Source organism: Undibacterium sp. 5I1, assembly GCF_034314085.1.
Lineage (GTDB): Bacteria > Pseudomonadota > Gammaproteobacteria > Burkholderiales > Burkholderiaceae_D > Undibacterium.
This window is the reverse complement of sequence record NZ_JAVIWI010000001.1, coordinates 2,142,056-2,169,034: the sequence shown is the minus strand read 5'-3', so window position 1 is coordinate 2,169,034 and position 26,979 is coordinate 2,142,056. Positions and strand designations below refer to the sequence as shown.

The window sequence follows — 26,979 nt, the reverse complement described above, 5'->3', positions numbered from 1 at the left end:
TTACTGTGCTCTCAATAGTGTTTCGCCACTCGGTTTTGTGGTTTTCTTCGATTTACCTTGCCGGAATAATTGTGCGTAAGTCTTATAAGTAATGAAAAATACGCCGCCTTTGCCACCTTCTCCTGCAAGCGATCCGCATCAGGCTATCGGTCAGCCTACTGATGTGCCTGCGCCGTTGCCAACCCAACAGCTCCGATCTTCCCCCTTCGGTGTATTGTTGCGTTCCTGTAATTCTTTTGGCTGGGCATGCGGTCTGGCTTTATTTGCCCTGTTGCGGGTAACTTTTAAACTGCTTGTCATTTGTTATTTCTTGTTTTGCGCTTTGTTTTTGGTGCTGCGCTATGGCGTACTGCCCAACGTCGATCGCTATAAGGGCGACATCGAGCAAATTGCCAGTAAGACCATAGGCCGTGATCTACGCATTACGACCTTGCATGCATCCTGGAATAAGCTTAATCCTGTGTTAGAGCTAGGCAATATCATCATCCACGATCAGCAGGGTAAAGTGGCTCTTGTGCTGCCGCAAGTATCTGCCAGCCTGTCGTGGACATCAGTGATTTTCGCTGAGTTAAGGTTGGATAAATTAGAAGTCATGCGCCCATCGCTGGCGATAGAAAAACAGCCCGACGGCAAGCTCTATGTCGCAGGTTTTTTGATCGATACCAAACCCTCGGAAGAGGATGCGGATAAAAGTAAAGGCCTCGATTGGGTCTTAGCGCAACATGAAATTGTGATCCGTGACGGCAGCGTGAGTTGGACGGATTTGCAGCGCAAAGCCCCTGCGTTGCAATTGTCAGGCGTTAATTTTATCTTGACCAACCAATGGCGGCGGCACCAGTTTGCTTTTAAGGCAGTTCCGCCTGCAACGTTGGCAGCGCCCCTGGATATCCGTGGTGATTTTCAGCATCCGGTTTTTACCAGAAAAATTTCTGATTTCTCTAACTGGACTGGCGACTTATATGCCGATGTGAGCCAATCCGATTTGGCAACCGTGAAAGCGTATATCGATTTGCCTGCGGATATTAAAACAGCCTTTGGCTCAGTCCGATCCTGGGTGCGTTGGGACGATGGGCGGATTGCCGATTTGACCGCAGATATTAAATTGACCGATGTCCTGGGAACCTTTCGCAAAGACTTGCCCGTGCTGGATATGCAGCAAGTCAGTGGACGTATTGTGGCGAGTGAGCGTGCGGCCTTAGGCGTGCGCTATCTGCCTAGTTTATTCGGTCAGGCTGGACATCAGATTGCGCTGATTAATTTTTCTATGAAGGCGCGGGACGGACAGTTGTTGCCAGCAACCAGTATTACCGAAAACTTTACTCCCGGTGAAAACGGACAGCCAGAAAAAGTGGAGCTGTACGCTAAGCAATTAGATCTGCAAACTTTAGCAAATTTCGCCGAACATTTGCCTTTGCCGGCAGATCAGCGCCGCATGCTAATTGATTTTGCGCCCAAGGGACAGCTCAAAAATTTTAGAGCGAAATGGCAGGGTAGTTATCCAGCCATTGCATCCTACAGCGTCACTGGTGAATTCAATAACCTGTCTATGCAGCCGCAATCTGCGCGTTTGGCAGAAGCCAAAAGCGGTAATACGTCTGCCAAAGCTGCGGTGCCTGCGATTCCTGGTTTTGATAATTTGTCCGGCACTTTAGATGCCAGCGATAAAGGCGGCAACTTTACGATTGATTCGCAAGACCTGGCGTTGCAAATGTCGGGGTATTTTGTCGATCCTTTGATGCCGTTTAAAAAGCTGCAAATGCAAGCGAGCTGGCAATTTTTAGCGCAAGATAAATTAGCCGTACAGTTGAATCAGATGGAGTTTCAGCAAGACCAGATGACGGGTTCTTTGTCTGGAAAATACATTATGTCGATGCGGCAGAACCATCTATCTTCACCTAATCAAGCTAATCGATCCGCTACGGCTACGCAGTCCAGTGAAGTCGATCTGATGGGCAAACTCTCGGGCTTTGACCTTAAGCAAATCGATCGCTTTATCCCGGCCAATGCGCCAGAGGATTTGCGTCACTGGCTGATCGGAGCCTTGCTGGATGGTCGCGCAGATGATGTGACTTTGCGGGTTAAAGGTGATCTGGCACATTTCCCGTTTGCTGTACATGAGGGGCGCCCAAATCATCAGGGTGAATTTTGGGTTAAAGGCAATATAGTCAACGGTAAGCTCGATTTCGCTCCCGGACATTTGTCGGAAGATGGCAAGAATCCGCTTTGGCCAGTGATTGATAGTATTAACGGTAGCTTTATATTTGACCGCGCCAAAATGGAGATCCGTGGCGAGACTGCAAAAACCAATGGTGCCGATTTAAGCAAAGTGAAAGCGGTAATTCCTGATCTGTTGTCGCATGATGGGATTTTGAATATTGACGGTACAGTCAATGGCAATTTGCAAACCATGTTGCAGTATGTGAACGCCAGTCCGGTCGACGGCTGGCTTGGACATTTTCTCAAAGACAGCAAGGCCAGCGCGACGGCGCAACTAGGCTTGAAATTGCAACTACCTTTGCGTCATATGGTCGACTCCAAAGTCCAGGGAGCCTTGCAGTTTGCAGGTAATGACGTGCTGCTGCAAAGTAGTATTCCCATGATCAGTGGCGTCAATGGCAAGTTGGAATTTAATGAAAAAGGCGTAGCGCTAAATACGCTTAAAGGCACAATATTAGGCGGCGCTGCGGTGGTCACAGGGGGCTCTCAAAAAGACGGCAGTATCCGTGTCAAACTAGATGGATTTGCGACTGCCGACGGTTTACGTAAAAACTTTCCGGTCTTAGCCAAAGAGCGTTTGGTCGACAAGATACAAGGCTCTGCGTATTACACGACTAGTATCAACGTCAAAAAACGTCAGCCAGAAATTTTGATTGAATCGTCCCTGCAAGGACTAGCGCTGAATTTCCCTGCGCCTTTACGCAAACTTGCTAACGAGAATATGGCATTGCGTTTTGAAATGCTGCCGCAGCTTTCTAATGATGCTAATCTAATACGCGATGAGCTGAAGCTGAATTTAGGGAATGTTATTGCCATCAAATACCAACGCCAAAAGTCCGTTGAGAATAATGCCAATTGGCAAGTTTTGCGCGGTGGGATTGGCGTTAATGCTCCTGCGCCAGAGCCAGATAGCGGGCTGAACGCAAATATCGATTTTAAATCTCTGCATGTGGATGAATGGCGTAGTTTGATGAGCCTGGGTGCTAATACAAACACTAAGCTTGCCGTTACTAAAGAGGGTGTCAACACTAACGAGAGTGGCGACATTGTTCCCGGAGCTATTGGCAATACAAATACCCAAGCTGATTTTGATGTGTCTGCTTATTTAGAGCCGAGCGTGTTGGCAGTGCGTACTGCCGAGCTACACGTGATGGGAAAAAAGCTGGATAACGTCGTGTTGGGTGCTACGCATCAAAAGGGATTGTGGCAGGCAAATATCGATTCCAGCCAAGCCTCGGGTTATTTGAGCTGGAGCGAGTCCGCAAATGTGCAAGGCTTGGGCAACGTACTGGCACGCTTGAGTAAGTTGACTATTCCACAGTCGGCAGCTTCAGACGTGACTGATTTGTTGGAAGGCAAAAGCAGCGGCACCCAAATCCCAAGTTTAGATATTGTGGCGGATAATTTTGAGCTATTTAATAAAAAATTGGGTCGTCTGGAGTTGATTGCTAATAATTTCCCGTTATCGACCGGGCGCGAATGGCGCATGCAAAAGATATCGCTTAAGAACGAGGATGCAGAGTTAAAGGGGTCTGGCAAATGGAGTAGTCGTGCTGGCGAAGGCTTAACTAATTTAAATTACGTTTTAGATATTAGCGATGCAGGCAAATTATTAGATCGATTAGGTTTTGCCAACGTGTTGCGTGGCGGTCGTGGCAAATTGCAGGGCGATGTAACATGGAACGGTTTGCCGTTTGCCCTGGATGTACCAAGTATGACGGGCCAAGTACAGTTGGAGCTGGCCGCAGGACAGTTTTTAAAAGTGGACCCAGGTGCGGCGAAGTTATTGGGCGTGTTGAGCTTGCAATCCTTGCCGCGACGTTTGACGTTGGATTTTCGGGATGTCTTTTCAGATGGGTTTGCGTTTGATTCAATTTTGGGAACAGCCCAAATTCAGCAGGGCACGGCAAGAACAGAAAACTTAAAAATGCGTAGCGTGAACGCAACCGTATTGATGGACGGCACCGCCGATCTTGTGAAAGAGTCGCAAAATCTGCACGTGGCAGTGATTCCCGAAATTAATGCGGGCACTGCTTCAGTCGTGTACGGTTTAGCCGTTAATCCTGTGATTGGTCTGGGTACATTTTTGGCACAACTATTTTTGCGTGAACCATTGGCGAGAGCCTTCACGTACGAGTACTCGGTGGCTGGCTCTTGGAAAGAACCGACAGTCACCAAGATGGACCATAAAGAAGCACAAAATACCTTACCTAAAGCTGAGGCGATATTAGTTAAATAGGTATTAGAAAACTGCTTGGATGATTGGCGGCGGAAGTTTCGGAACCGGTAAAGCTTGCTCTAGTTTGATCAGGATTTTGACTGAGTATTGCAAGTTCACTACCTAGGTAATTAAATATACTGGATATGGGTATATTGTAGTTGTCCAAGTAATCATTGGACAATAAGATATATTTTTTAAAAATTATGGGGAGTATGTTAAAATCCCTCGTAATCTGTAGCTTGGTTTTGCCAACTGAGCCTGCTGTTTTTTTCAGAGGATATAAATGAAAATCGCCGCTATACAAATGATCTCTACGCCTGTCTTACAAGAGAATCTGGCGACTGCGCAGCGCTTGCTAAAGCAGGCCGCCGATGCAGGTGCCGGATTGATATTGATGCCGGAATACTGGCCCATCATGGGATTGCATGAAGTGGATAAATTTAAGATTGCCGAGCATATTGGCAACGCTGAGCAGCCGGGTGTGATTCAACAATTTTTAGCGGATAGTGCACGCAGTCTGGGCGTTTGGATTATCGGTGGTACTTTGCCGTTGGTATCAACAGAGTCGGATAAAGTCTTGAATACGACTTTGGTATATAACCCGCAAGGCGAGCTAGTTAGTCGTTACGACAAAATTCATTTATTTGGTTTTACCAAAGCCACAGAGTCCTATGAAGAATCCCGCACTATTACGGCGGGCGATGATGTAGTGAGTTTTGATGCTGGTTTTGGCAAAATTGGTTTATCGATTTGCTACGATTTACGCTTTCCAGAACTGTATCGATCCATGGGAGATTGTGCTTTGATTGTGGTCCCGGCAGCTTTCACTTTCACGACAGGACAAGCGCATTGGGAAATCCTGCTGCGTGCCAGAGCCATAGAAAACCAATGTTATGTGCTAGCCTCGGCGCAAGGTGGGCAGCATGTTAATGGTCGCCGTACGTGGGGGCATAGCATGTTGGTCGACCCTTGGGGCAAGATTGTGGATGTGCTAGCGGAAGGTGAAGGTGTGGTTGGTGGTGAGTTAGATTGGGCCAATCTGAGCGCCGTCAGGACTAGCTTGCCTGCTTTAAAGCATAGAAAATTAGCCTGCTAATTTCTCTGCTAACTTGTCCGATAATTTGTCCCATCCGTCGATCGATACAAAACCATACTTTGCGCAAATTTATTTATATGCCAGACATGCTCTACAATCTATTCATTCGCCATTCTTATTCTGTAATTGGCACACTTAGAATACTCAAAAACACTGATAGAACACTATGACACCATTTGAACCCAATCTGCGCCACCTGGCGATTGCCCGCGATATTTTATTGACCCCGTTCGGTCTGGATGAATCCAAGCTGGTTAAAGTACTTGGTTCCATGTTTAACCACAAGGTTGACTACGCTGATCTATATTTTCAGTTCACCAAAAGCGAGGGCTGGAGCCTGGAAGAAGGCATCGTCAAAACCGGTAGTTTTTCTATAGATCAGGGCGTAGGCGTACGGGCAATTTCTGGCGATAAAACAGCATTCTCGTATTCGGATGAGATTTCTGAGCAAGCTTTGCAAGATGCAGTCAACGCAACCCGCACGATTGCACGCCAGGGCACGGGCAAAATCAAAGTCGCTTCCAGTATGCAAGGTGTCGGTGGCCGTAGTTTGTATTTGCAAAACGATCCGCTTGCGTCTTTAGATGCAACTCAAAAAGTCACTTTGCTAGAGCGCTTAGAAAAAATCGCCAGAGCTAAAGATCCGCGTGTGGTGCAGGTAATGGCTAGCTTGTCCGGTGAGTACGACGTCGTGTTAGTCGCGCGTAGCGATGGCGTGATTGCTGCAGATATCCGACCGCTGGTACGGGTTTCCCTGACCGTGATCGTAGAGCAAAATGGACGCCGCGAGATGGCGTCCAGCGGTGGCGGCGGTCGTTATGACTACGGTTATTTCTCCGATGTTTTACTTGATCAATATGCGGACGAGGCAGTCAAATCCGCATTGGTGAATCTGGATGCACGACCAGCGCCTGCTGGTCCTATGACTGTTGTGCTCGCATCTGGCTGGCCTGGAATTTTGCTGCATGAGGCCATTGGTCATGGACTGGAGGGCGACTTCAATCGCAAGGGTTCTAGCACCTTTTCAGGTCGTATCGGCGAGCGCGTTGCGGCAAAAGGCGTGACTGTAGTGGACGACGGTACCATTCAGGATCGGCGTGGCTCATTAAATATTGATGATGAGGGCAATCCGACTCAATGCACGACTTTGATTGAAGACGGCATTTTGAAAGGCTACATCCAAGACACAATGAACGCCCGTTTGATGAAAATGCCAGTCACTGGCAACGCCCGCCGTGAATCTTTCGCTCATTTACCAATGCCGCGTATGACTAATACCTACATGCTGGCTGGCGACAAAGATCCTGCTGAGATTTTGGCATCCGTTAAAAATGGTATCTACGCCGTTAATTTTGGTGGCGGACAGGTCGATATCACGAACGGTAAGTTCGTTTTCTCTGCGAGCGAGGCCTACATGATAGAAAACGGCAAAGTCACCTACCCGGTAAAAGGTGCAACCTTGATCGGTAACGGCCCCGATGTTTTAAATCGTGTGTCAATGATTGGTAATGATTTACGTCTGGATTCTGGTATCGGTGTTTGCGGCAAAGAAGGGCAGAGCGTGCCTGTTGGTGTTGGCCAGCCTACTTTGCGTATTGATGGTCTTACTGTGGGCGGCACAGCTTGATCTTAACGATGTTGATAGATGAAATTCTAAACTGGTTTAGCCTTGCCCAAAGGTACGGCTCATGATTGTTATCGCTATTGTTTCTGCCAAAGGCGGCGTGGGTAAAACGACGACCACCGCCAACCTGAGTGCGGGTATCGCACAACGCGACTACCCGAGTCTGGTGATTGATCTCGATCCACAAAATGCTGTGCAATGGCATATGGGTGGGGGAGATCAGTCAGACACTAGCGGAATTAGCACAATTGCTAACCGAGCTACTTCCCGGTTGTGGGATGCCGCTTACTCAAGTACTTTTGGGGTCGATTTTGTGCCCTACGGTAGTGCAGGCGAGCAACAGCGCATCGCTTTTGAACAAGTTCTGGAGCAAGATGAGGATTGGCTACTCAACCAGCTATTGCGCGCTAATTTGCCAAAAGATACGTTTGTCTTTTTAGATACACCTCCTGGTCCATCTATCTACTTAACTCAAGCAATAAATGCGGCGGACTTTCTATTAGTCGTATTGCTGGCCGATGCTGCCTCGTATGCCACTATTCCAGAGATGGAATCCTTGATTGATTCCCATAACGCCAGATCCACTATATTCAAACCGTCTGCTTACGTGGTGAATCAGGGCTCAAAGAAACAACTGGCGCAAGACGTAATCGCACTTTTCTCTGAGCGGCTGGGTGACAGAATGCTACCTTGCGTTATCCCAGAAAGTACACAACTGGAAGAGGCACTCGCATATGGGTATCCTATCCTTCAATCTGAGCCTGATAGCCCGGCAGCACAGGCCGTTCAAGAGCTGGTCGTGGATTTAATGCAGACGTTGTATGAGATACAATCAAGACGATAAATACTTTATTTTTTATGAACTTGCAGCATTAAATTAGGTTTGATTGTAAAAATCGTATTTTCAAGAGTGCAGTGCCAGGTCAAGAGAGTAATCTCTATTCTTTGTTAATAGTGGTTATTGATAAACGATTACTTTTTATGAGGAAACATGCAATTATGGCCTAATGATTGCTTAGTTCCTATCTGCCTATGTTAAATAATCCGGATTGAATTGTTAAATATTTCGATAGGAAGTTATAAATACTTAACATTTGTCTATCTCTATTTACTGGACGATAGTCTTATTGAAATGCTACAGTTCAACATACTAACAATGCCCAGTCTGGTCAGTAGTTATGATCCGATTACGTATGTAAAGGTTCGATGTGAGTAAACCAGTCAGCAATATTAATTATTACGAACAGCAGCAATGCTCTGTTCAGTGGCGTGCATTTTTAAACGCATTCTCTGTTGAATTTTCTGCGCAGGGAGATGTAAATGATTTGCGCACTTTTATGTATAAGTTGGGGCTGACAATGGCCGCTAGTTTTAAGGTTGATGGCGGTGAAACTTTGCTCACTCTCGAATCTGGGATCAACAAAGTTTGGGCCGACCTCGATTGGGGTTGGGTGCAATTGCGCGACGAGTCGGACTGCCTATTGATCGAGCATAACGCAAGTCCTCTTAAAGTAGCTTTTGGTGAACAAGCTTTGGATTGGTCTCCTGCTTTGTTAGAGGGTGTTTATTCTTATTGGTTTGAATCAATGGGTATTGATAAATCTTTGCGTTTGTCACAACGTGGAGCCGTATTGGATGATGGTCTTTTGATTGTGTTTCAATTGAAAAAGCAAGTTGAGGAGCAGGCTTACTTCACTCGTCGCTGATCAGATCATTGTCTGCAGAACAAAGTTGGGGCTTATATTATGGAAAATGATATTAAAAATCTCTTCAAGAAAATTGATGGAAAAGTAGATTCCTATCAAGAGATTCATAGTGATGAGTTAAACGAGCAAGCCAAACAACGTTGGCCTTTGCTGAGAGATGTACGTGCTAAAACAGCCACCGCTCATCCTATGAGGAATGCAATAGCGAGAGCGGAATCTGTCGTTAAAGCACCGACAATGTTGGCCAATAACACAACCTATAATCCTCAGTCAGTGAATCAGTCGATTCACGAGGGTAGTAGTTCGTTTGCAGGTTTTGCTCCAAAAGTACCGGTTACATCTGTAGACAATCTTGCGACTGCTCAAATAAAGACACAACCACAAATACCAGCACTGGCTCCTCGGGGCAATTCAAATGGTGTGAGCGGCATGAATGTCTCAAGTGCACAGTCGACTCCCTCAATATCAATTGCAGCATCTGCTTCGGCGCCTATTGCCGCACGGGATAATAGTTCTGCGCCTTCATTACATGCCTTATTTGACCGCTTGGCGCAAAAAGTTGAACCGGAAAAATTACCTGAGTCACCAGTCAATTCATTTTTTAAAAAAATATTTAAACCATGAGGGTAATTGCCGTCGTCTCCCCTAAGGGTGGTGTTGGAAAAACCACGGTTACGGCAAACCTTGCTGCGGAGATTGTCGCTTTTGGTGGCAAAGTCACTATCCTTGATCTTGATCCTCAAAATGCATTACGTTTGCATTATGGTATGCAATATGATGACGCCAATGGCGTTGTTAGACAAAGTGTATTGGGGCAGCCTTGGAGAGATGCTATGTACTCTAGCCCTTATGGGGTTGATTTTTTGCCTTATGGTATCGTCAGCGAAACTGACAGAAGTAGCCTTGAACATCATGTCAAAATTAAATCAACATGGTTATCGTCGCAATTGAAATCTCTAAATCTGGCCGATGATCACATAGTGCTTATCGATACACCTCCAGGTCCAACAGTCTATTTACAACAGGTTTTGCATTGTGCCAACATCGCGCTGATTGTGCTAAAGCCGGATGCTGCCTCCTACTCTACCATCCCATCGATTGAGTCATTGCTGCACTACTATTGCGGTGACAGAGAAGATTTTTTTGGTGCTTGTTATATCATTAATCAAATGGATGTGACCAAGCAGTTGCATCGAGATGTTTATCAAATGTTAAGAAAAAATTTGGGAGACGATTTAGTTCCTATTAGCATTCATAAAGATGAGGCCGTTAGCGAGGCGCTTGCCTGTCAGTCCCCGGTGGCGTATTACGCCAAGAATTGTTCAGCCACCCATGATTTGCACCAGATTGCTAATTGGCTGCAAACACATTTCAATTTGGTTACCTGATGCGTTCGATTCTCAATTCCCGATATCTATATGGCCGCCTAAACGAGTTGGGGCGCAGATTAGTAAATTGGCAGGGCTGGGAGCTTAAATCTACCCGTGCTGTCGCATTAGTTGTGGCCGCAATGTTGTACTGGACAAGTATCAGTATTCCGCTTGAACTTCCTTATCAGATATTGTTTTCTGTAGTGGTTTTTGGGACTGCGACTTATTTACGCCGCTACTCAGGTACTTTGGTGTCCTTGGTTATGATTATGTTCTCGGTGAGTGCTACCAGCCGTTATATTTATTGGCGTGTTCACTCCACAATCGATGCTGAAAATATATTGGATTTGGCGTTCGCTTTAGTCTTGGTTTCTGCAGAAGTGTACGCTTGGCTAGTATTATTGCTGGGATATCTACAAACCGCATGGCCACTAAAGCGTAAGCCAATATTGATGCCAGTTGATACTGATTTATGGCCAGTTATTGATTTATTCATCCCTTCATATAACGAAGATATGAGTGTGGTAAAGCCTACCGTGCTGGCCGCATTAGGTATTGATTGGCCTAAAGATAAACTTAATATCTACATCCTTGACGATGGACGTCGTCCTGAGTTTCAAGTCTTCGCCGAATCCGTTGGTGTTAAGTGTTTTACCCGTTCTGACAATAAGCATGCGAAAGCTGGCAACATCAACGCTGCACTTGCAAGAACGACTGGTGAGTACGTCGCTATTTTTGATTGTGATCACATGCCCACGCGCTCGTTTTTACAATATGCGATGGGCTGGTTTTTGGCTGATGAAAAATTGGCAATGGTTCAGACTCCCCATCATTTTTTATCGCCTGATCCATTTGAACGTAATTTGAATACCTTCCGCAACGTACCCAATGAAGGTGAATTATTTTACGGCTTGATACAAGATGGCAATGACCTTTGGAATGCGACTTTTTTCTGCGGTTCTTGTGCTGTATTGCGCCGCTCCTGTCTAATGGAGGTTGGTGGCATCGCTGTTGAGACGGTTACAGAAGATGCGCATACCGCATTAAAAATGCAAAGACTAGGATACAACACGGCTTATTTAGCGTTACCACAAGCGGCTGGTTTAGCGACCGAAAGTTTGTCCGCTCATGTAGGTCAGCGTATCCGATGGGCCAGGGGGATGGCGCAAATTTTCCGCACAGACAATCCTTTGCTTGGTAAAGGATTATCGTTTGGTCAGCGGCTTTGTTATAGCAATGCAATGCTACATTTTTTTTACGGCTTACCCCGCATGATTTTTTTGCTGGCGCCGATCGCGTATTTGTTTTTTGAAATTCATCTCATCAAGGCTTCCGCGCTTGCAATCGCTGCATACTCCTTGCCCCATTTATTGCATGCCAATATGACTAACTCCCGTATTCAGGGCGCGCATCGTCATTCGTTTTGGGCTGAAGTGTATGAAGCAACTCTCGCTTGGTATATTTTTCGCCCCACTTTGGTTGCTTTGATTAATCCTAAACTGGGTACCTTCAATGTGACTGCAAAAGGTGGTTTGGTCGAGGAGGAGCACTTTGACTGGGTTATTTCTAAGCCTTATCTTGTCATGTTAGGCCTGAATATACTTGGATTCATCATTGGTATTGGGCGAGCACTGTGGTGGAATTCTTATGAGCTAGATACTGTTATTTTGAACATGTTGTGGACTTTTTATAATTTGATTATTTTAGGTGCCACTTTGGCAGTGGCTACTGAGTCTAAGCAAGTGCGTAAGACGCATAGGGTTAAGGCAAGGTTAAGTGCGATATTGCAATTGCCGGGCGGACATTCTCTTGTATGTGAAACCGAGGATTTCTCCCTTGGTGGTATGTCCTTGCGAATACCGGAAGAAGTTTTCATTGCTAAAAATGAGGAGGTTCACGTCTCTTTGTACGGTACGACTGGGGAACACATTTTTCCAGCCAATGCAGTTTTTTCCAAACAGGGTTTGTTGAGTGTTCAATTTCAGAAGCTCACTTTGGAACAAGAAATTAATTTAGTAAGTTGTACGGTTGGACGTGCAGACGTCTGGCTAAATTGGGCAAAGGAGCGTGATTTTGATCATCCTTTGAATGGACTGAAGGAAATTTCCATACATAGCTATGTCGGTTTTTCGAGATTTGGTTCAAGTATCATCCAGTACCTAGGGAATAAAACTATGCCTTTTAACAAGAAAATGAAAAACTCTCCGATGATGAAAACAATTAAGGGCAAGTTCATGCGCAAGCGAGGAACTACGGCGATAGCTTTACTTTTTGGTCTGTTTTTACTTGGGCAAGATAATGTTGATGCAAAGACAAAACATACTAAATCTGACGCAACAATTAGTGAGTCAGCCAGCACTGTTGTCGAGACTGAAATTAGTTCTAAATCAAGTTTGCCTCAGAGAACCGTCAACATTAGTTTAAAACAAATGGGTTCGGCTGCTGATGTTGAGTTACGTGGCGTTGAGGGCGAACGCTCTTATCCGTTCACGGTTCGCAGTGATGAAATCATTACCGCAGCGAAGCTTAAATATGGTTTGGCATATTCTCCCGCTCTGTTGCCAGACCTATCGCATATCAAAGTAGCTGTGAACAATGAGTTGATCACCGTTGTTCCTTTACCTAAAGAAACTGCCAGTGGTGTCGTTCGTGAAAACGCCATCGATCCGCGTGTTTTTGCTGACTTTAATAAATTAAGTTTCAAATTGATTGGCCATTACACCAGAGACTGCGAGGATCCCTCACATTCGAGCTTGTGGGCAAATATTGGAAACACTTCTAACCTTGAATTAACAGTCGCCTCTATTGCTTTGCAAAATGATTTGGCCTTGCTCCCGGCTCCTTTTTTTGATAGTCGTGACGCTAAATTATTAGAGCTCCCCTTCATTTTTTCAACAGCACCATCTCTTGATGTATTACGAAATGCTGGAATTGTTGCCTCTTGGTTTGGTCATTTAGCGTCTTATCGTGGTGCGAAATTTCCTATTTCAACGCAATCATTGCCCTTGGGTAATGCGGTTGTATTTGCTACTTCAACTGAGGCACCTGCGGGAATTACATTACCGGTAATTTCTGGCCCAACTTTAGCTATTATTGCGAACCCAGCTAATTTGAATAAAAAGCTTTTATTAGTGTTAGGTAGAAACGCCGCTGAATTGAAAATTGCTGCAGAGACTCTGGCTTTGGGACAGTTAGCATTGTCAGGAGACAAGGCTTTGATTAAAAACTTCGAAGAAGCAAATCAGCGTAAGCCATATGATGCGCCAAACTGGCTTCCAACAGATCGCCCAGTCAAGTTTGGGGAGATGGCAATACGTAAAGATTTACAGGTTAACGGTTTATATCCAGACTTGATTCGCATTAACATGCGAGTTGCGCCTGATTTGTTTACTTGGCAAAAAGATGGAGTACCAATTGATTTACGGTATCGTTTTACTCCTCGCCCGACACTGGATAAATCAACTTTAAACGTCAGCATCAACGGTGAGTTTATTCGTTCTTTGTCACTCTCTGGGACGCAAATTGATAAAGGGAAAATTAAAGAGTCAGTGTTACTTCTTTTTAAAGAAGGAAATCGTGTTGCACAAGAGCAAGTGCAGGTTCCAACTTTCCAGATCGGCGCTGAAAATCAGCTTCAATTCCAATTTTTTTATGATTATGTAAAGCAGGGTCCATGTAAGGACGTGTATCTGGACAATATCAGTTCAGCGATTGATCCTGATTCGACGATTGATTTTTCAGGTATGCCTCATTACACCGCAATGCCTAATTTAGCCCACGTAGCTAACGGCGGTTTCCCTTTTACCAGAATGGCAGACTTGTCAGAAACTGCTATCGTCATGCCAGAGAGACCTAGCCCACAAGAGATAGAAGTGTTCCTTGATTTGATGGGGCGTATGGGAGAATCTACTGGCTATCCTGTGACCAATAATGTGCTCATATCCGGAACGGACACTGATAAATTGAGTGGCAAAGATGTTATTGTGATTGGCACAAACGGCAACACTCCGTTATTAAAGCAATGGTCAAAATACATGCCTTTGTCTATTGATGAAAAAGGTAACAGGCTCCAATTGCCATCAGGTTTTCTACGCTTACTAGCAAATTGGACTGGCAGAGATATTGATAATATCCAACGCCGTGCCGGAGAGATGCTGGCAAGTAGCGGGGGCGCGTTTGGTGCGATGATGCAGTTTGAATCACCAGTTACCGGCGGGCGCAGTGTTGTCGTACTTACCTCGGGCGACGGTGATAATCTGTTAGGCTTAACAAAAGCTTTGGCAAAGCCTGATCTCAGAAGTAAGTATCAAGGTGACTTAGTTATTGTTAAAGGGGACAAAATAGAGAGCGTACAGATTGGCGACACCTATTATGTCGGTAGTTTACCTCTCTGGACTCGGGTGAAATGGTTTTTATCCAACCATCCAATGATCTTGATTGCTTTTCTGATGTTAGCGTCATTAATCGTTGCGACAATTTTGTTCCGCTTCCTTCGTAAAAAAGCAGCATCTAGATTGGCACTCAAAGAAGGTCATTAAGGATATTGCAAGTCTATTATGGATATGTAAGTGGATTAGTCGCTACAGCCGTTACTCACGTATTTAAGCCGGATCACCGCGAAATTCTGAATGCAAATGTTTTTATGTTGAAGATACATAGACATTTGCATTTGTACGAAAAATAAGCTCTTGCTAAGACAATAATCACTTTTTAAAATTTTTAAATATAGATGCGGATCTTGTAGACATTAAGTGGTTCTCTACAATTAGAACGTGATTAATAGGGGAAATGAATGGTTTTTAAGAAAAAAGCGATGGTGCTGGCGCTTTTGATGACGGTTGTCGAGAGTGATCTTGCATTCGCCGATTCCTCTTTAAATCAAAAACTGATAGAGCAAGCACAATATTGGTCACAAAGGGGACGTGATGATAATGCTGCTGACGCGTGGCGCAAATTATTAAAAATTGATCCTAATAGCATTGAGGCGTTAGGGGCGCTAGGTGTGATTGAAGCCCAGAGCGGTAACTCAGAACTTGCTAAAATCTACCTAGCTAAACTCAAACAATTCCAAGGAAGTAGCGCGCAAGTTCGTGTTGTAGAAGAGGCAGTGCGCCGCGGTGTTGGGAGTGGTAAAGGTCAATTAGACGATGCTCGGCGTCTTGCGCAGCAAGGGGATCCCGAGGCTGCAGTAGAGACTTATAAGCTTATGGGCGATCCTAGTAAGCTGAAAGGTGATGCAGCGCTTGAATACTATCAAACTTTAGCTGGTACTTTAGCGGGGTATAACGAAGCAAAACGCGGTATAGAAAAACTAAATAAGGAAAATCTGGGTAACAATAAGTACGCTTTGGCATTGGCACAAGTGCTGACCTATCGTGAGTCAACGCGTCGTGATGGCCTGTCGATGTTAGAGGCGCTTAGCAGTAAAGCAGATGTTGCAAAACAAGCTAGCGACTCATGGCGTCAGGCTTTGACTTGGATGAATACTCGGGATGGCAATGCTAAATACTTTCAAGGCTACTTAGCAAAACATCCAAACGATAAGGCGATACAAGATCGTCTGACTAATTTAAATAAACCTCCGGTAAACGTAGTTGTTGCAGAGAGACGGACGGCTGTTAAACCAAAGATCGCCGTTGAGGATCCTCTGCTAAAAATCCAGACTGCTGGTTTCAAGGCATTAGAAGATGGCGACATCAAAACTGCAGAAGCTGAATTTCAAAAAATTCTCAAGGTTCATCCCAAAGATCCGACTGCAACAGGAGGAATGGGTTTAGTGAAGATGCAGCAAGAAGAGTCTATTGAAGCTCGTACTTTAATTAAAAAAGCTATCGACTTGTCGTCCAAGAAAAATAAAAACCAATGGCAGCAAGCTTATGAGAGTGCATCGTATTGGGCTTTAATTGAAGAATCTAGAAATGCATTCGAGAATAGTGATAGCGCCAAGGGAATTGCTTTTTTACGAGAAGCAGTGAAGCTGAATGGTAAAGAACCAGTCGGAATTTTGCAATTGGGCGATGCATTGCTTGCAGAAAATGATTTGCCCTCTGCTGAGGCCAACTATCGCCAAGTATTTAATCTTGATAAGAATAATTTAAAAGCACTCAGTGGATTGATCAATGTACTGATGTTGCAAAAGCGGATTAAGGATTTAGATGCTTTAAGCAGTTATATGTCGCCGGCACAGCTTGCTAGCTTGTCTGATATAAAAGCAAACGACTATTTGGAGAAAGCAAAATTGGCAGAAACAGCTGGTGATCTGGCTGGTGCTCAATTAGCTATGGAGGATGCTATTTTGATAGCGCCGGATAATGTCTGGATGCGCCTCGCTTTAGCGCAGCTTTACTTAAAACATGACATGCCAGGGCAAGCGCGTTCTTTGCTTGATCCGTTAACTAATGTTGATAATCCTCAGCCCGATGCCTTATATGTGAGCGCCTTGTTGAGCGCGCAGCAACAATTGTGGTGGGAGGGTTTGGTTACTATGGAAAGAATTCCTGCTAAATCACGTAAGCCAGAAATGTTTGTTTTACAAAAACGGATGTGGATTTATGTTCAGCTAGATCGTATTAACTTATTGCTTAAGCAAGGTGATATACCGCAAGCTAAAAATACTTTATCCCTTGTTGAAGTTGCAGCGGGTAGTGAGCCCGAATTTGTAGGAGCAATTGCGGATCTTTACATCAAAAACGGCGATCCGGAGCGTGGTCTTACGTTAATACGGCAAGCAGTACAGAAGATGTCGCAGCCGTCCAGTGGTTTGCTGTTGCAATATGCAGATGTATTGTTGCGTACCAATCAGGATGCTGAGTTGGAGCCGGTGATTAAAAAGATTGCAGCAGTACCCAAATTGCCAGAAGCTGAAGCGACTTCTTTTAAAAATCTTCAACGTGTGATTGCTTTAAGATCGGCTGAAAAGGCACGTGAGACAGGTGAACTGGCTAGTGCGTATAGTTACATCCAACCTTACTTGATTGCAGACCCTGAGGACAGTCTTTTATTGTTAGCTCTCGCCAGAATGTTTGTCGCTGCTGGAGAAATGGACTCTGCCAAAGAGTTGTATACCCGGGTATTACAAACTGAACCGGATAATATTGAGGTACGTCAAGGCTTAGTCTACGCGGCAATAGAAGTCAAAGACTTTCCTATTGCAGAGAACCATTTATCCGCTTTGATGAAGTTGCAGCCAGATAATCCCCGCTTTATTGCATTGGCTGGGCGAGTAGCACTAGCTCAAGGACGGAACAGCAAAGCACTATCTTATTTTAAGCAAGCATTGGCTTTAGAGCAATCGCAGCAAACCATGGTAGGTATGGGAGCTAATGGACTCAGGCTGGTTGAGCAAGCGCCAGAGACTGATATCAATAATTTTTCCCTTAATCCATTCGCAGAAAAAAAAGCACGTGTTGCTGATGCTCCTGTGCCGAGACCCGCATTGAGAGAAGTCGCGCCTAATACCAAACTTACTGGCGCTGTTCCGGCTTCAACTGTATCAAACGCAATTCAAACTACTCCTGCCGTTGCACTAGTGAATGCAGCGAACACCGCATCCAATACGCCTCAAACAGCGCAATCTAAAGCTTCAACTGGTTTGCCGCCTGCCTCTAACGCCTTGATTCCTCGCACGTTGCCTAATACAAACCCAAGTCCAGGCATTACGGCGTCTACAACTTTGACCAACCCCAACCGCGTTCTCGCTGGTGGTGGTCCCTCAAGTATGAATAATGTGTCCACCGCGGCTGTACCAGTATCCCGTACTCAGTTGCCATCAACAACTGCAACTATGAGTGCTGCTCCGGTATCACGATCCTCGCTAACGAAAGCTCCTGTCACTGAAGAAGAGGCATCGCTAATTGGTGAGATCGATGCCCTCAATGCCTTAAACCGCTCACAGCTGTCAATCGGTTTTGCAGCGAGGGCCCGCAGCGGCGAAGTAGGTCTATCACAATTGAAAGATCTGGAAACTCCCATAGATCTGCAGTTAAATTCTTTAGGGCAGGGACAGTTTGGCCTAAAAATTATTCCGGTGTCGCTTGATGCTGGAACCTTGAATCTTAATGATACTAATGTCGCTGGCCAGTTTGGAAAAAATATTCAGATCAACGAGCGAGCTAAGTTTGCCAAACAATCTTTCACGAGCGTCGCCCAGCAATCAGGATTGTCAAATATTGCAGAATTGAACGAAAAATCGAACGGGGTTGCCCTCAGTCTGAGTTATGAATTAAACGGATTAAAAGTAGATATCGGTTCTAGTCCAATTGGTTTCTCGGTCCGTAATGTGGTCGGAGGCTTACGTTGGTCTAGCAGAGTTGATGAGATTAACTTTGGCGTAGAAGTCGCACGCCGTTCTGTGACGGATAGTTACTTGTCATATGCAGGGACTACCGATAGTTTGTATGGACTGACGTGGGGTGGTGTGACAAAGACGGGTGTCCATCTCGACACTTCTTATGATGTTGACGATGGCGGTCTGTATGCCAGTGGTGGCTATGCAGCAGTCAATGGGAAAAACGTCGCCTCGAACAGTACCTTTGATCTTGGCGGTGGCGCCTATTGGCGCTTCTTGCGTAGTCGCGATATGGTAGCGACTACCGGTTTGAATATGACGTCGTTTTTTTATAAAAAGAATTTACGTTATTTCAGCTACGGACAAGGTGGTTACTTCAGCCCAAAAAATTATATTGCGCTTGGTGTGCCAATAGACCTGAGCGGACGTAAAGGAAATCTTGCTTATCAGATTGGTGCTTCAATTGGTATTCAACACTTTACTGAAGAAAGTAGTCTCTACTACCCTAACTCAAAAGCAGATCAGTCTGAACTAGAGGCATTTGCTGCCGCTAATCCAACGCTGAATATCGCAACGACCTATCCCGGACAATCGCATAGTGGCATACAGTACAAATTATTAGGCGGATTAGAGTATCAAATTGCACCGCAGTTTTTTGTCGGCGGACGTTTTTCTATAGACAACTCCGGTGACTTTACCGATGGTTCTGGCGCCATTTATTTGCGTTATAACTTTGAGCCACAAAGAAAGCCAATTGTCTTTCCTCCGGTAGCGCCTAAACCTTATTATCTGGGGAATTAAACCGTGATGCTTTCAAAATTTATATTATTGATGTCGATGCTGATGATAGTGCCGGCAATTGCACTCGCAGATGATCCTCAAAAAGAGGGGCGGGCTTATTTGGCGCAAGGGGACAACAATAACGCAGTGAAAAAATTTGCAGAGGCGGCAAAAAGTAATCCATTCGATGCCTCCGCTTTAAATAATCAAGCCGTCGCTTACGCTGCCCAGGGCGATAATGAAAAGGCACTAACGTTGTTAGAGCGCGCAAATAAACTCAGCCCTAATCGTACTGATATCGCGGCTAATCTAAATGAATTACGTACCTGGATGAGTCGATATACGCCGCAGTTACTTGCGCAGAGAAAAGAGCCAATTATGAATGTTTATCCTAATCAGTCGAATGTTCCACCAGAACCACCTGCACTTTGGAAAAAATAAATCATATCGCCGGGTCTTATCGTGGTCTCAAAATGCGTGTACATAATTTCATAATGCAGGCGCTTGCCAAATGCCAGTTTTTAATGCAATATGAGTGTCGTCTTATTTTTTGAAGCCATAAATATTGTTGAAATAATTATAGTCAGTCTTTAGAAATAAATAAAAAGCCACTAATTAAATGAAACTCACACAATTCTTTTTCTTCTTTTATTTTAGCTATTCCCAGCCAAAGGCGGTGGAAAAACGGTAAGCGCACGAAGAAAAAGAGCCAACCAAATTTCTAAAAAACTGCCAGCGATGGCGGTTTTTTTTGATCATTTTGATGAATCAGTTTTTGAATTTTTATTGAACGTTTGTTGAGCATTTATTGAACACTTATTGAACACTAACAGGGAGCTACACCATGCTACGCACTGACGATCTACGTATACGGGAAATGAAGGAGTTGATCCCACCCTCGCACTTGATCCGTGAGTTTGGCTGTTCAGAAAAAGCCGCGGATACCGCTGCCAATGCACGTACTGCCTTGCATCGTATTTTGCACGCACAAGACGATCGCGTCATGGTTGTCATTGGTCCATGCTCGATTCACGATACCAAAGCTGCGATGGAGTATGCGCACAAGCTAGTCGAGGAGCGTGAGCGCTTTGCCGGTGAATTAGAGATTGTGATGCGCGTGTATTTCGAAAAACCACGTACTACGGTCGGCTGGAAAGGTTTGATCAACGATCCGTATATGGATAATAGTTTCCGTATTAATGATGGTTTGCGCATTGCTCGTGAATTACTATTAAATATTAATGAGCTTGGCTTGCCTGCCGGAACCGAATATCTGGATGTGATTAGTCCGCAATATATTGCGGACTTGATTAGCTGGGGCGCGATTGGCGCACGTACTACGGAGTCGCAAATCCATCGGGAATTAGCCTCTGGCTTATCTTGTCCTGTCGGCTTTAAAAACGGTACTGATGGCAATGTGAAGATTGCAGTCGATGCGATTAAAGCTGCCTCGCATCCGCATCATTTTTTATCCGTCACAAAGGGTGGTCACTCCGCCATAGTGTCCACTAATGGCAATGAAGATTGCCACATCATTTTACGCGGTGGTAAAGCCCCTAATTTTGATGCCGCCAGTGTTGATGCCGCATGCAAAGATATCGCCAGCAATGGTTTGGCATCTAGGTTGATGATCGACGCATCACATGCGAACAGCTCAAAAAATCCAGCCAATCAGATTCCGGTCTGCGCTGATATTGCCAGCCAGATCGCTGCCGGTGACAATCGTATTGTCGGTGTTATGGTGGAATCACATCTGGTTGCAGGACGGCAGGACCTGATACCCGGTAAAGAGTTGTTATATGGCCAGTCCGTAACCGATGGATGCATTGCCTGGGATGACAGCATCAAGGTATTAGAAGGCTTGGCCGAGGCGGTGAAGCAACGTCGTCTTAAGCAGCAGGGATAAGAGCAAGCTAAGAAAAAATCCTAAGCTTAAAGATGAAAAAGGCTGATGAGTCAATTACTCTTCAGCCTTTTTCACGTTTCCAAATAAATCTGGGTTTATTCTAAAAGCGTTTGGTCAAAGTCATTTGATCGCCTTCACGCCGCATTTCTACACGGTTTAAAAATGACATGCCGAGCAGAGTAAATGTAAGACCACCCTCAAGCACAGATGCATCTACCTGCTGTAATTCTAGGTCGCCAATTTTGACCGAATCTAGTCTGATTTTATAGACTGTCACAATGCCATTAGCCGTGTTAGCACGGCCTAATTGGCCAGCTTTGTAGTTGATACCAAGTCGTACCGCATCTGCCGCAGGAATGGAAATCAGACTGGCGCCAGTATCCACTAACATATTTAAGCTACTGCCACCGTTGATCTGGCCTTTAGCGGTGAAATGCCCGAGAGAATCTGCCTGCAATACGACGTTGTTACTGGTGCTGGCCGCCGCCCTGTGTACATACTGCCCGATCGCTAATACCTGGCGTTTGCCATTGACGTCAATCGTGGCAGTCTCATTATCTGCCGCAATTAATTTGATGCCGTTGGTGATGGTACTGCCGACGGAATACGTTTTCGGTTGATTGCCTTCTACCACTAGCACGGCTTTACCTGGGAACAAACCAACTACGCCAATTTCCGCTGCCAATGCTGACGATAATACACAGCACAACAGTGGTAAGCAGAGCAAACGCGAGGAAATTTTCATAGGTGGTTTGCAGCTAAAAAATGATTGTAAAAGCAAAGAGGCGCAGCGAGTTTAAAGCAGTTCCTGAAAACTATATTTAAAACTCATTGCTAATAATTAATCGCGGAAGTTATTAAATTCCAGCGGCAAATCTTTAATATCCTTACGCAGCAGCGCCATCGCCTCTTGCAAATCATCACGCTTGGCACCAGTGACCCGTACTGCATCCCCCTGAATTGTCGCTTGTACTTTGAGCTTACTTTCTTTGAGTGCCTTAACGATTTTTTTTGCGTCTTCTGTCTCAATGCCATTTTTAACTTTGATGACTTGTTTGACTTTGTCGCCGCCAATTTTATCGATCTTACCCATGTCAAGGAAGCGCACATCGACTTTACGTTTGCCTAAAGTTTGCGTTACTTCAATCATGATTTGTTCAAGATGGAAATCAGAGTCGCCAAAAATAATGATTTCGCGTTCTTTGTCTTTCAGTTCGATTTTGGCGCTAGTGCCTTTAAGGTCGAAGCGGTTAGTGATGACTTTGTTCGATTGCGTCACCGCATTCTTGACTTCTTCCATGTTGGCTTCAGAGACGGTATCAAATGAGGGCATGATGCTTCCTTAGTGAAAAAATTAACGTGCATCATTTTAGCAAATGCAGGCAGGTACGACAGGCCAAAGGCTATAATTCTGCGCTTATGGCAAACAAACTTCCTCTTCAACACGATTATCCGCTGCAAAAGCTCAATACCTTCGGGATTGCAGCTAAGGCCAGGTCTTTTTTGCAACTTCAAACGCGCGAACAATTGCTTAGCTTGCATGCAGATCCTACTTTGTCTACTCTACCGCGTCTGATTTTAGGCGGTGGTAGCAATCTCGTACTATCCGATCGGCTTGATGCACTAGTAATACAAATGAGTTTGATGGGAAAGCATAAGTTAGCGGAGGACGCTGAGTATGTGTACTTACAAGCCGAAGCAGGCGAGAACTGGCACGCGTTTGTTCTGTGGACATTGGCAGAAGGTTATGGCGGTTTAGAAAATCTCTCGTTAATTCCAGGTACGGTAGGCGCTGCACCGATTCAGAATATCGGTGCTTATGGCGTAGAAATGCAGGATTATTTCTATAGTCTGAGTGCGTTTGATTTTGTTACCGGCGAGATTATCGTGCTGGATAAAGAGGCATGTAAATTTGCTTACAGAGACAGCATTTTTAAGCATCAGTATAAAGACCGACTGCTTATTTTGGATGTTACGTTTGCCTTACCAAAACAATGGCAAGCACATATCAACTATGCCGACGTAGCGAAGTTTTTAACTGATCAACATATTCATGCGCCGCTAGCCGTGGATATTAGCAACGCCATTATCGCTATTCGACAAAATAAATTACCTGACCCTGCAGTGATCGGGAATGCAGGTAGTTTTTTTAAAAACCCGATTGTGAGCGCGGATCTGCGTAAGCGCTTATTAGAAAGCTATACAGACTTGGTCAGTTACGCGCAGCCGGATGGGCAATTTAAATTAGCTGCGGGTTGGCTGATCGAACAGGCTGGTTGGAAAGGGCGATCACTGGGACGAGCCGGGGTGTATGAGAAACAAGCCTTGGTATTGGTCAATCGCGGCGGCGCTACAGGGGAGGATGTACGTCAATTAGCGAAGCAGATTCAACATGATGTTGCGTTAAAATTTGGTGTTAATCTTGAGATTGAGCCCGTGTTTGCCTAGCTGAGTTCATGTGACCTAGGTTCACCATCTGTTCTTACAAATTTCATATATTACGGACCGTTTGCGCTCTGTCCTTAAAATATACTACAGGGGTGTATTTTTAATCGTCCATAGAAAGTCTGGACATTAACATATGTTTCTTCCTATACTCCCCCATTTATTCTATTAATCGTTTACTCAAAGTGACAAACGTAATCCAATGTCTCGGTCACTTCAATTGCAAAGCTGGAGTTGCCAGGTACGCTGAATTCTTGTCCGCCCTGATACTCGTTCCACTGATCTTCGCCCGCTAAGCGGATGCGGCATTTGCCAGCGGTGACTTCCATTAGTTCTGGTGCGCCTGTGTTAAACACCAGACTGGATGGGAAGATAACGCCTATCGTTTTTTTGCTGCCATCGGCGAATAAAACGGTATGTGAAACACATTTGCCGTCGAAATAGATATTCGCTTTTTTAACGACACTGACTTGATCGAATTGAGTTGTCATGGCTATGACCTATAAGTGCTAAGAGTTATTTGAAGATAAATTCAGTGGAAAGCCCTAAAAAAACAGCCCGTATAGAAATCACGAGCTGTTAGATTTGCGGGTTTAAAAAAGACTTTTATTGACCGCGTTTTGCGCGCGCATTCGCGGCGATCCGCATACGTAATGCATTGAGTTTGATAAATCCACCTGCATCTGCCTGATTGTAGGCGCCGCCATCTTCATCAAAAGTCGCAATAGTCATGTCGAACAGAGAATCTGTTTTGGAGTCGCGTGACACGGTGATCACGTTGCCTTTATACAGCTTCAGGCGTACCCAGCCATTGACTGTTTGCTGTGTGTGATCAATCAGTGTTTGCAGTGCGACACGCTCTGGTGCCCACCAGTAACCGTTGTAGATCATGCTGGCGTAACGTGGCATTAGATCATCTTTCAGATGTGCGACTTCACGATCTAATGTGATGGATTCAATTGCGCGATGCGCGCGCAACATAATGGTACCGCCTGGTGTTTCGTAGCAGCCACGTGATTTCATGCCGACATAACGGTTTTCTACTAAGTCCAGACGGCCAATGCCGTGCTTGCCACCCAAGCGGTTTAACTCGGTTAATACGGTTGCAGGTGACATACGCACGCCATTGAGCGCGACGATATCGCCATGCTCAAATTCAATATCCAGATACTCGGCCTGATCGGGAGCCGCTTCCGGGCTAACAGTCCAGCGCCACATACTTTCTTCTGCTTCGGCACTAGGGTTTTCCAGATGGCGACCTTCAAAACTGATGTGCAGCAGGTTGGCATCCATGGAGTAGGGTGCGCCGCCATTCTTATGCTTTTGATCGATTTCAATGCCGGCATCTTCCGCATATTTCATCAATTTTTCACGCGACAATAAATCCCATTCACGCCATGGCGCGATGATTTTTACGCCCGGCATCAACGCGTATGCACCTAGTTCAAAGCGTACCTGATCATTGCCTTTGCCGGTCGCGCCGTGTGAGATCGCATCGGCACCTGTTGCCTTGGCAATATCAATCAGACGTTTAGCAATTAGCGGACGGGCGATCGATGTACCCAGCAAGTATTCACCCTCATAAATCGTGTTGGCGCGAAACATCGGGAAAACGAAATCACGTACGAATTCTTCACGGACATCATCGATATAAATATTCTCAGGCTTGATGCCAAATTTGATCGCTTTTTGACGCGCTGGTTCCAGCTCTTCACCTTGACCAAGATCGGCCGTAAAGGTGATGACTTCGCATTGATAATTATCTTGCAGCCATTTCAGAATGACTGAGGTATCCAGGCCGCCGGAATAGGCCAACACTACTTTTTTGATATCGCTCATGATGTGCTCTCTGTGTACTTTATTACGATGTTGAATTTGACTAACTTTACTTGCTTCAATGTTTGAAAATCCAGTGAGGTTTAACTGATCTTCATGTCGGCTGGGCGATTAGACTGCCTCGGTAATTGTTCCAACGACCAGATATTCCAGCAAGGCCTTTTGTATATGCAGACGATTTTCTGCTTCATCCCAGACGACTGATTGTGGGCCGTCGATGACACCTGCTGAGACTTCTTCACCACGATGTGCCGGCAGACAATGCATGAATAAGGCATCAGGTTTGGCGCGAGCCATTTTGGCTTCGTCTACGATCCAGCCATCAAATGCTTTCAGGCGTGCCTGATTTTCTTCTTCGTAACCCATGCTAGTCCACACATCGGTGTTGACCAGATCAACGCCTTCGCAAGCATCTGATGGACGATCAAATACAGTATAAAACTGACTATCCACTGTGACTTGCGCCAAATCCAGTTCATAGCCTTTTGGGGTAGAAATGTTGAGATGGAAATTGAAAATCTGTGCTGCTTGCAACCATGAATACAGCATGTTATTCGCGTCGCCTATCCACGCCACGGTTTTACCCTCGATAGATCCACGATGTTCGATGTAGGTAAATACATCGGCAAATACCTGGCAGGGATGATGTTGATTGGTCAGTCCGTTGATGACAGGTACGCGCGAATTGGCCGCAAAGCGCTCTATCATCTCTTGTTCAAAGGTGCGGATCATAATGATGTCGCACATGCGTGACATGACTTGACCAGCATCCTCGACCGGTTCGCCACGACCGAGTTGGCTGTCACGCGTATTAAGATAAATCGCAGCGCCGCCAAGCTGGTGCATGCCAGCTTCAAACGATAAACGAGTACGCGTAGAATTTTTCTCAAACACCATGACTAAGGTGCGATCTAGCAGCGGATGGTAAGGGTCATAGAGCTTGAACTTGCGCTTAATAATGCGCGCGCGCTCCATCACATAATTGAATTCAGCCAGTGTGAAATCAGAGAACTGCAGGAAATGTTTGATAGCCATAAATGAAATCGGCGGCAAGAGGAAATTCTGCCGCCGCTTGTTATAACTGCTTCATTATAAGGGATTTAGTTATCTAAGCCATATAAATTGTGGAAAACGCTTCTTTGGTTCAACTTTCTCATTGAATGGGGCTTACACAAAAATCGCCTTGGCTGCGCTGCGGCATCTTGTCTGCCCTAAGGTACTGTCGTCGTCACCAAGCCTTGTGGAGACAATTTTGCGCAAGTCCTGATGTATTGATTTTTGATTGAGCCGGTGATGAATGTAGACGCACTAAAAAATTGAATTAGGCAAATAAGTTTTAAGTGAATCAAAATGATTCGTCGCGTTATGGTTTGTGATTTTTTCGATACTATAATTACAATTTGTTTCCGTGTGGAATCGTCTGCTCACCTGTGTTTTGTAAATTTGTGTCACATCAAAGACTATTTTGATGATTTCAAGTAATTCTTCTAA

17 protein-coding genes are annotated in these 26,979 nt (G+C 45.1%); 12 read left to right on the top strand and 5 right to left on the bottom strand.

Going from position 1 to position 26,979, the window contains the following annotated elements; all coding sequences use genetic code 11:
- Nucleotides 1-91 precede the first annotated feature (91 nt).
- The 11 genes from RGU72_RS09580 to aroG all read left to right on the top strand — a co-directional run bounded on the left by RGU72_RS09580 (nucleotide 92) and on the right by aroG (nucleotide 21,207).
- Nucleotides 92-4,456 (top strand): YhdP family protein, encoded by a 4,365-nt coding sequence (locus tag RGU72_RS09580; protein WP_322119508.1) that lies wholly within the window; start codon nucleotides 92-94, stop codon nucleotides 4,454-4,456.
- A gap of 265 nt (nucleotides 4,457-4,721) precedes the next feature.
- Nucleotides 4,722-5,534: a carbon-nitrogen hydrolase family protein gene (locus tag RGU72_RS09575; protein WP_322119507.1), complete on the top strand. Its 813-nt coding sequence runs from the start codon at nucleotides 4,722-4,724 to the stop codon at nucleotides 5,532-5,534.
- Nucleotides 5,535-5,700: 166 nt separating this feature from the next.
- A complete protein-coding gene (gene tldD, locus RGU72_RS09570) occupies nucleotides 5,701-7,161 on the top strand; it encodes a metalloprotease TldD (protein ID WP_322119506.1) in 1,461 nt (486 codons plus the stop codon).
- A 61-nt stretch (nucleotides 7,162-7,222) separates the two neighbouring features.
- Nucleotides 7,223-8,002 carry a cellulose biosynthesis protein BcsQ gene (gene bcsQ / locus RGU72_RS09565; protein WP_322119505.1) on the top strand — a complete coding sequence of 260 codons (780 nt, stop codon included), beginning with the start codon at nucleotides 7,223-7,225 and terminating at the stop codon, nucleotides 8,000-8,002.
- 364 nt (nucleotides 8,003-8,366) lie between these two features.
- The gene (bcsD, locus tag RGU72_RS09560) at nucleotides 8,367-8,864 is read left to right on the top strand and encodes a cellulose biosynthesis protein BcsD (RefSeq protein WP_322119504.1); all 498 of its coding nucleotides are present in this window, start codon (nucleotides 8,367-8,369) and stop codon (nucleotides 8,862-8,864) included.
- A 39-nt stretch (nucleotides 8,865-8,903) separates the two neighbouring features.
- A complete protein-coding gene (gene bcsR, locus RGU72_RS09555; RefSeq protein WP_322119503.1) occupies nucleotides 8,904-9,488 on the top strand; it encodes a BcsR/BcsP family cellulose biosynthesis protein in 585 nt (194 codons plus the stop codon).
- Nucleotides 9,485-10,252, top strand: a complete 768-nt coding sequence (bcsQ, locus tag RGU72_RS09550) for a cellulose biosynthesis protein BcsQ (protein ID WP_322119502.1) — start codon at nucleotides 9,485-9,487, stop codon at nucleotides 10,250-10,252. The genes bcsR and bcsQ (RGU72_RS09550) overlap by 4 nt, the downstream gene beginning before the upstream one ends.
- Complete coding sequence (gene bcsA, locus RGU72_RS09545) at nucleotides 10,252-14,772, top strand: UDP-forming cellulose synthase catalytic subunit (protein WP_322119501.1); 4,521 nt, start codon at nucleotides 10,252-10,254, stop codon at nucleotides 14,770-14,772. Before bcsQ (RGU72_RS09550) ends, bcsA begins: the two co-directional genes overlap by 1 nt.
- Before the next feature lie 254 nt (nucleotides 14,773-15,026).
- The gene (locus RGU72_RS09540; RefSeq protein ID WP_322119500.1) at nucleotides 15,027-19,322 is read left to right on the top strand and encodes a cellulose biosynthesis protein BcsC; all 4,296 of its coding nucleotides are present in this window, start codon (nucleotides 15,027-15,029) and stop codon (nucleotides 19,320-19,322) included.
- A 6-nt stretch (nucleotides 19,323-19,328) separates the two neighbouring features.
- On the top strand, nucleotides 19,329-19,742 hold the full coding sequence (locus tag RGU72_RS09535) for a tetratricopeptide repeat protein (protein ID WP_322121607.1): 414 nt from the start codon (nucleotides 19,329-19,331) through the stop codon (nucleotides 19,740-19,742).
- 403 nt (nucleotides 19,743-20,145) lie between these two features.
- Entirely contained in the window at nucleotides 20,146-21,207 is a 1,062-nt protein-coding gene (gene aroG / locus RGU72_RS09530; RefSeq protein WP_322119499.1) for a 3-deoxy-7-phosphoheptulonate synthase AroG, read from the top strand.
- Nucleotides 21,208-21,307: 100 nt separating this feature from the next.
- On the opposite strand, the gene RGU72_RS09525 is transcribed toward aroG, so the two are convergent.
- A complete protein-coding gene (locus RGU72_RS09525; protein ID WP_322119498.1) occupies nucleotides 21,308-21,952 on the bottom strand; it encodes a retropepsin-like aspartic protease in 645 nt (214 codons plus the stop codon).
- A gap of 96 nt (nucleotides 21,953-22,048) precedes the next feature.
- On the bottom strand, nucleotides 22,049-22,540 hold the full coding sequence (locus RGU72_RS09520) for a YajQ family cyclic di-GMP-binding protein (protein ID WP_322119497.1): 492 nt from the start codon (nucleotides 22,538-22,540) through the stop codon (nucleotides 22,049-22,051).
- Between the two features lie 86 nt (nucleotides 22,541-22,626).
- Here RGU72_RS09520 and murB point away from each other — a divergent pair, with 86 nt between their 5' ends.
- Complete coding sequence (murB, locus tag RGU72_RS09515) at nucleotides 22,627-23,655, top strand: UDP-N-acetylmuramate dehydrogenase (RefSeq protein WP_322119496.1); 1,029 nt, start codon at nucleotides 22,627-22,629, stop codon at nucleotides 23,653-23,655.
- A gap of 173 nt (nucleotides 23,656-23,828) precedes the next feature.
- Here murB and RGU72_RS09510 read toward each other — a convergent pair whose 3' ends face one another.
- From RGU72_RS09510 to argF, 3 genes are all read right to left on the bottom strand, one after another.
- Entirely contained in the window at nucleotides 23,829-24,143 is a 315-nt protein-coding gene (locus RGU72_RS09510) for a pyrimidine/purine nucleoside phosphorylase (RefSeq protein WP_322119495.1), read from the bottom strand.
- 115 nt (nucleotides 24,144-24,258) lie between these two features.
- Nucleotides 24,259-25,491, bottom strand: a complete 1,233-nt coding sequence (locus RGU72_RS09505) for an argininosuccinate synthase (protein WP_322119494.1) — start codon at nucleotides 25,489-25,491, stop codon at nucleotides 24,259-24,261.
- A 108-nt stretch (nucleotides 25,492-25,599) separates the two neighbouring features.
- Nucleotides 25,600-26,523, bottom strand: a complete 924-nt coding sequence (argF, locus tag RGU72_RS09500) for an ornithine carbamoyltransferase (RefSeq protein WP_322119493.1) — start codon at nucleotides 26,521-26,523, stop codon at nucleotides 25,600-25,602.
- Nucleotides 26,524-26,979: the final 456 nt, after the last annotated feature.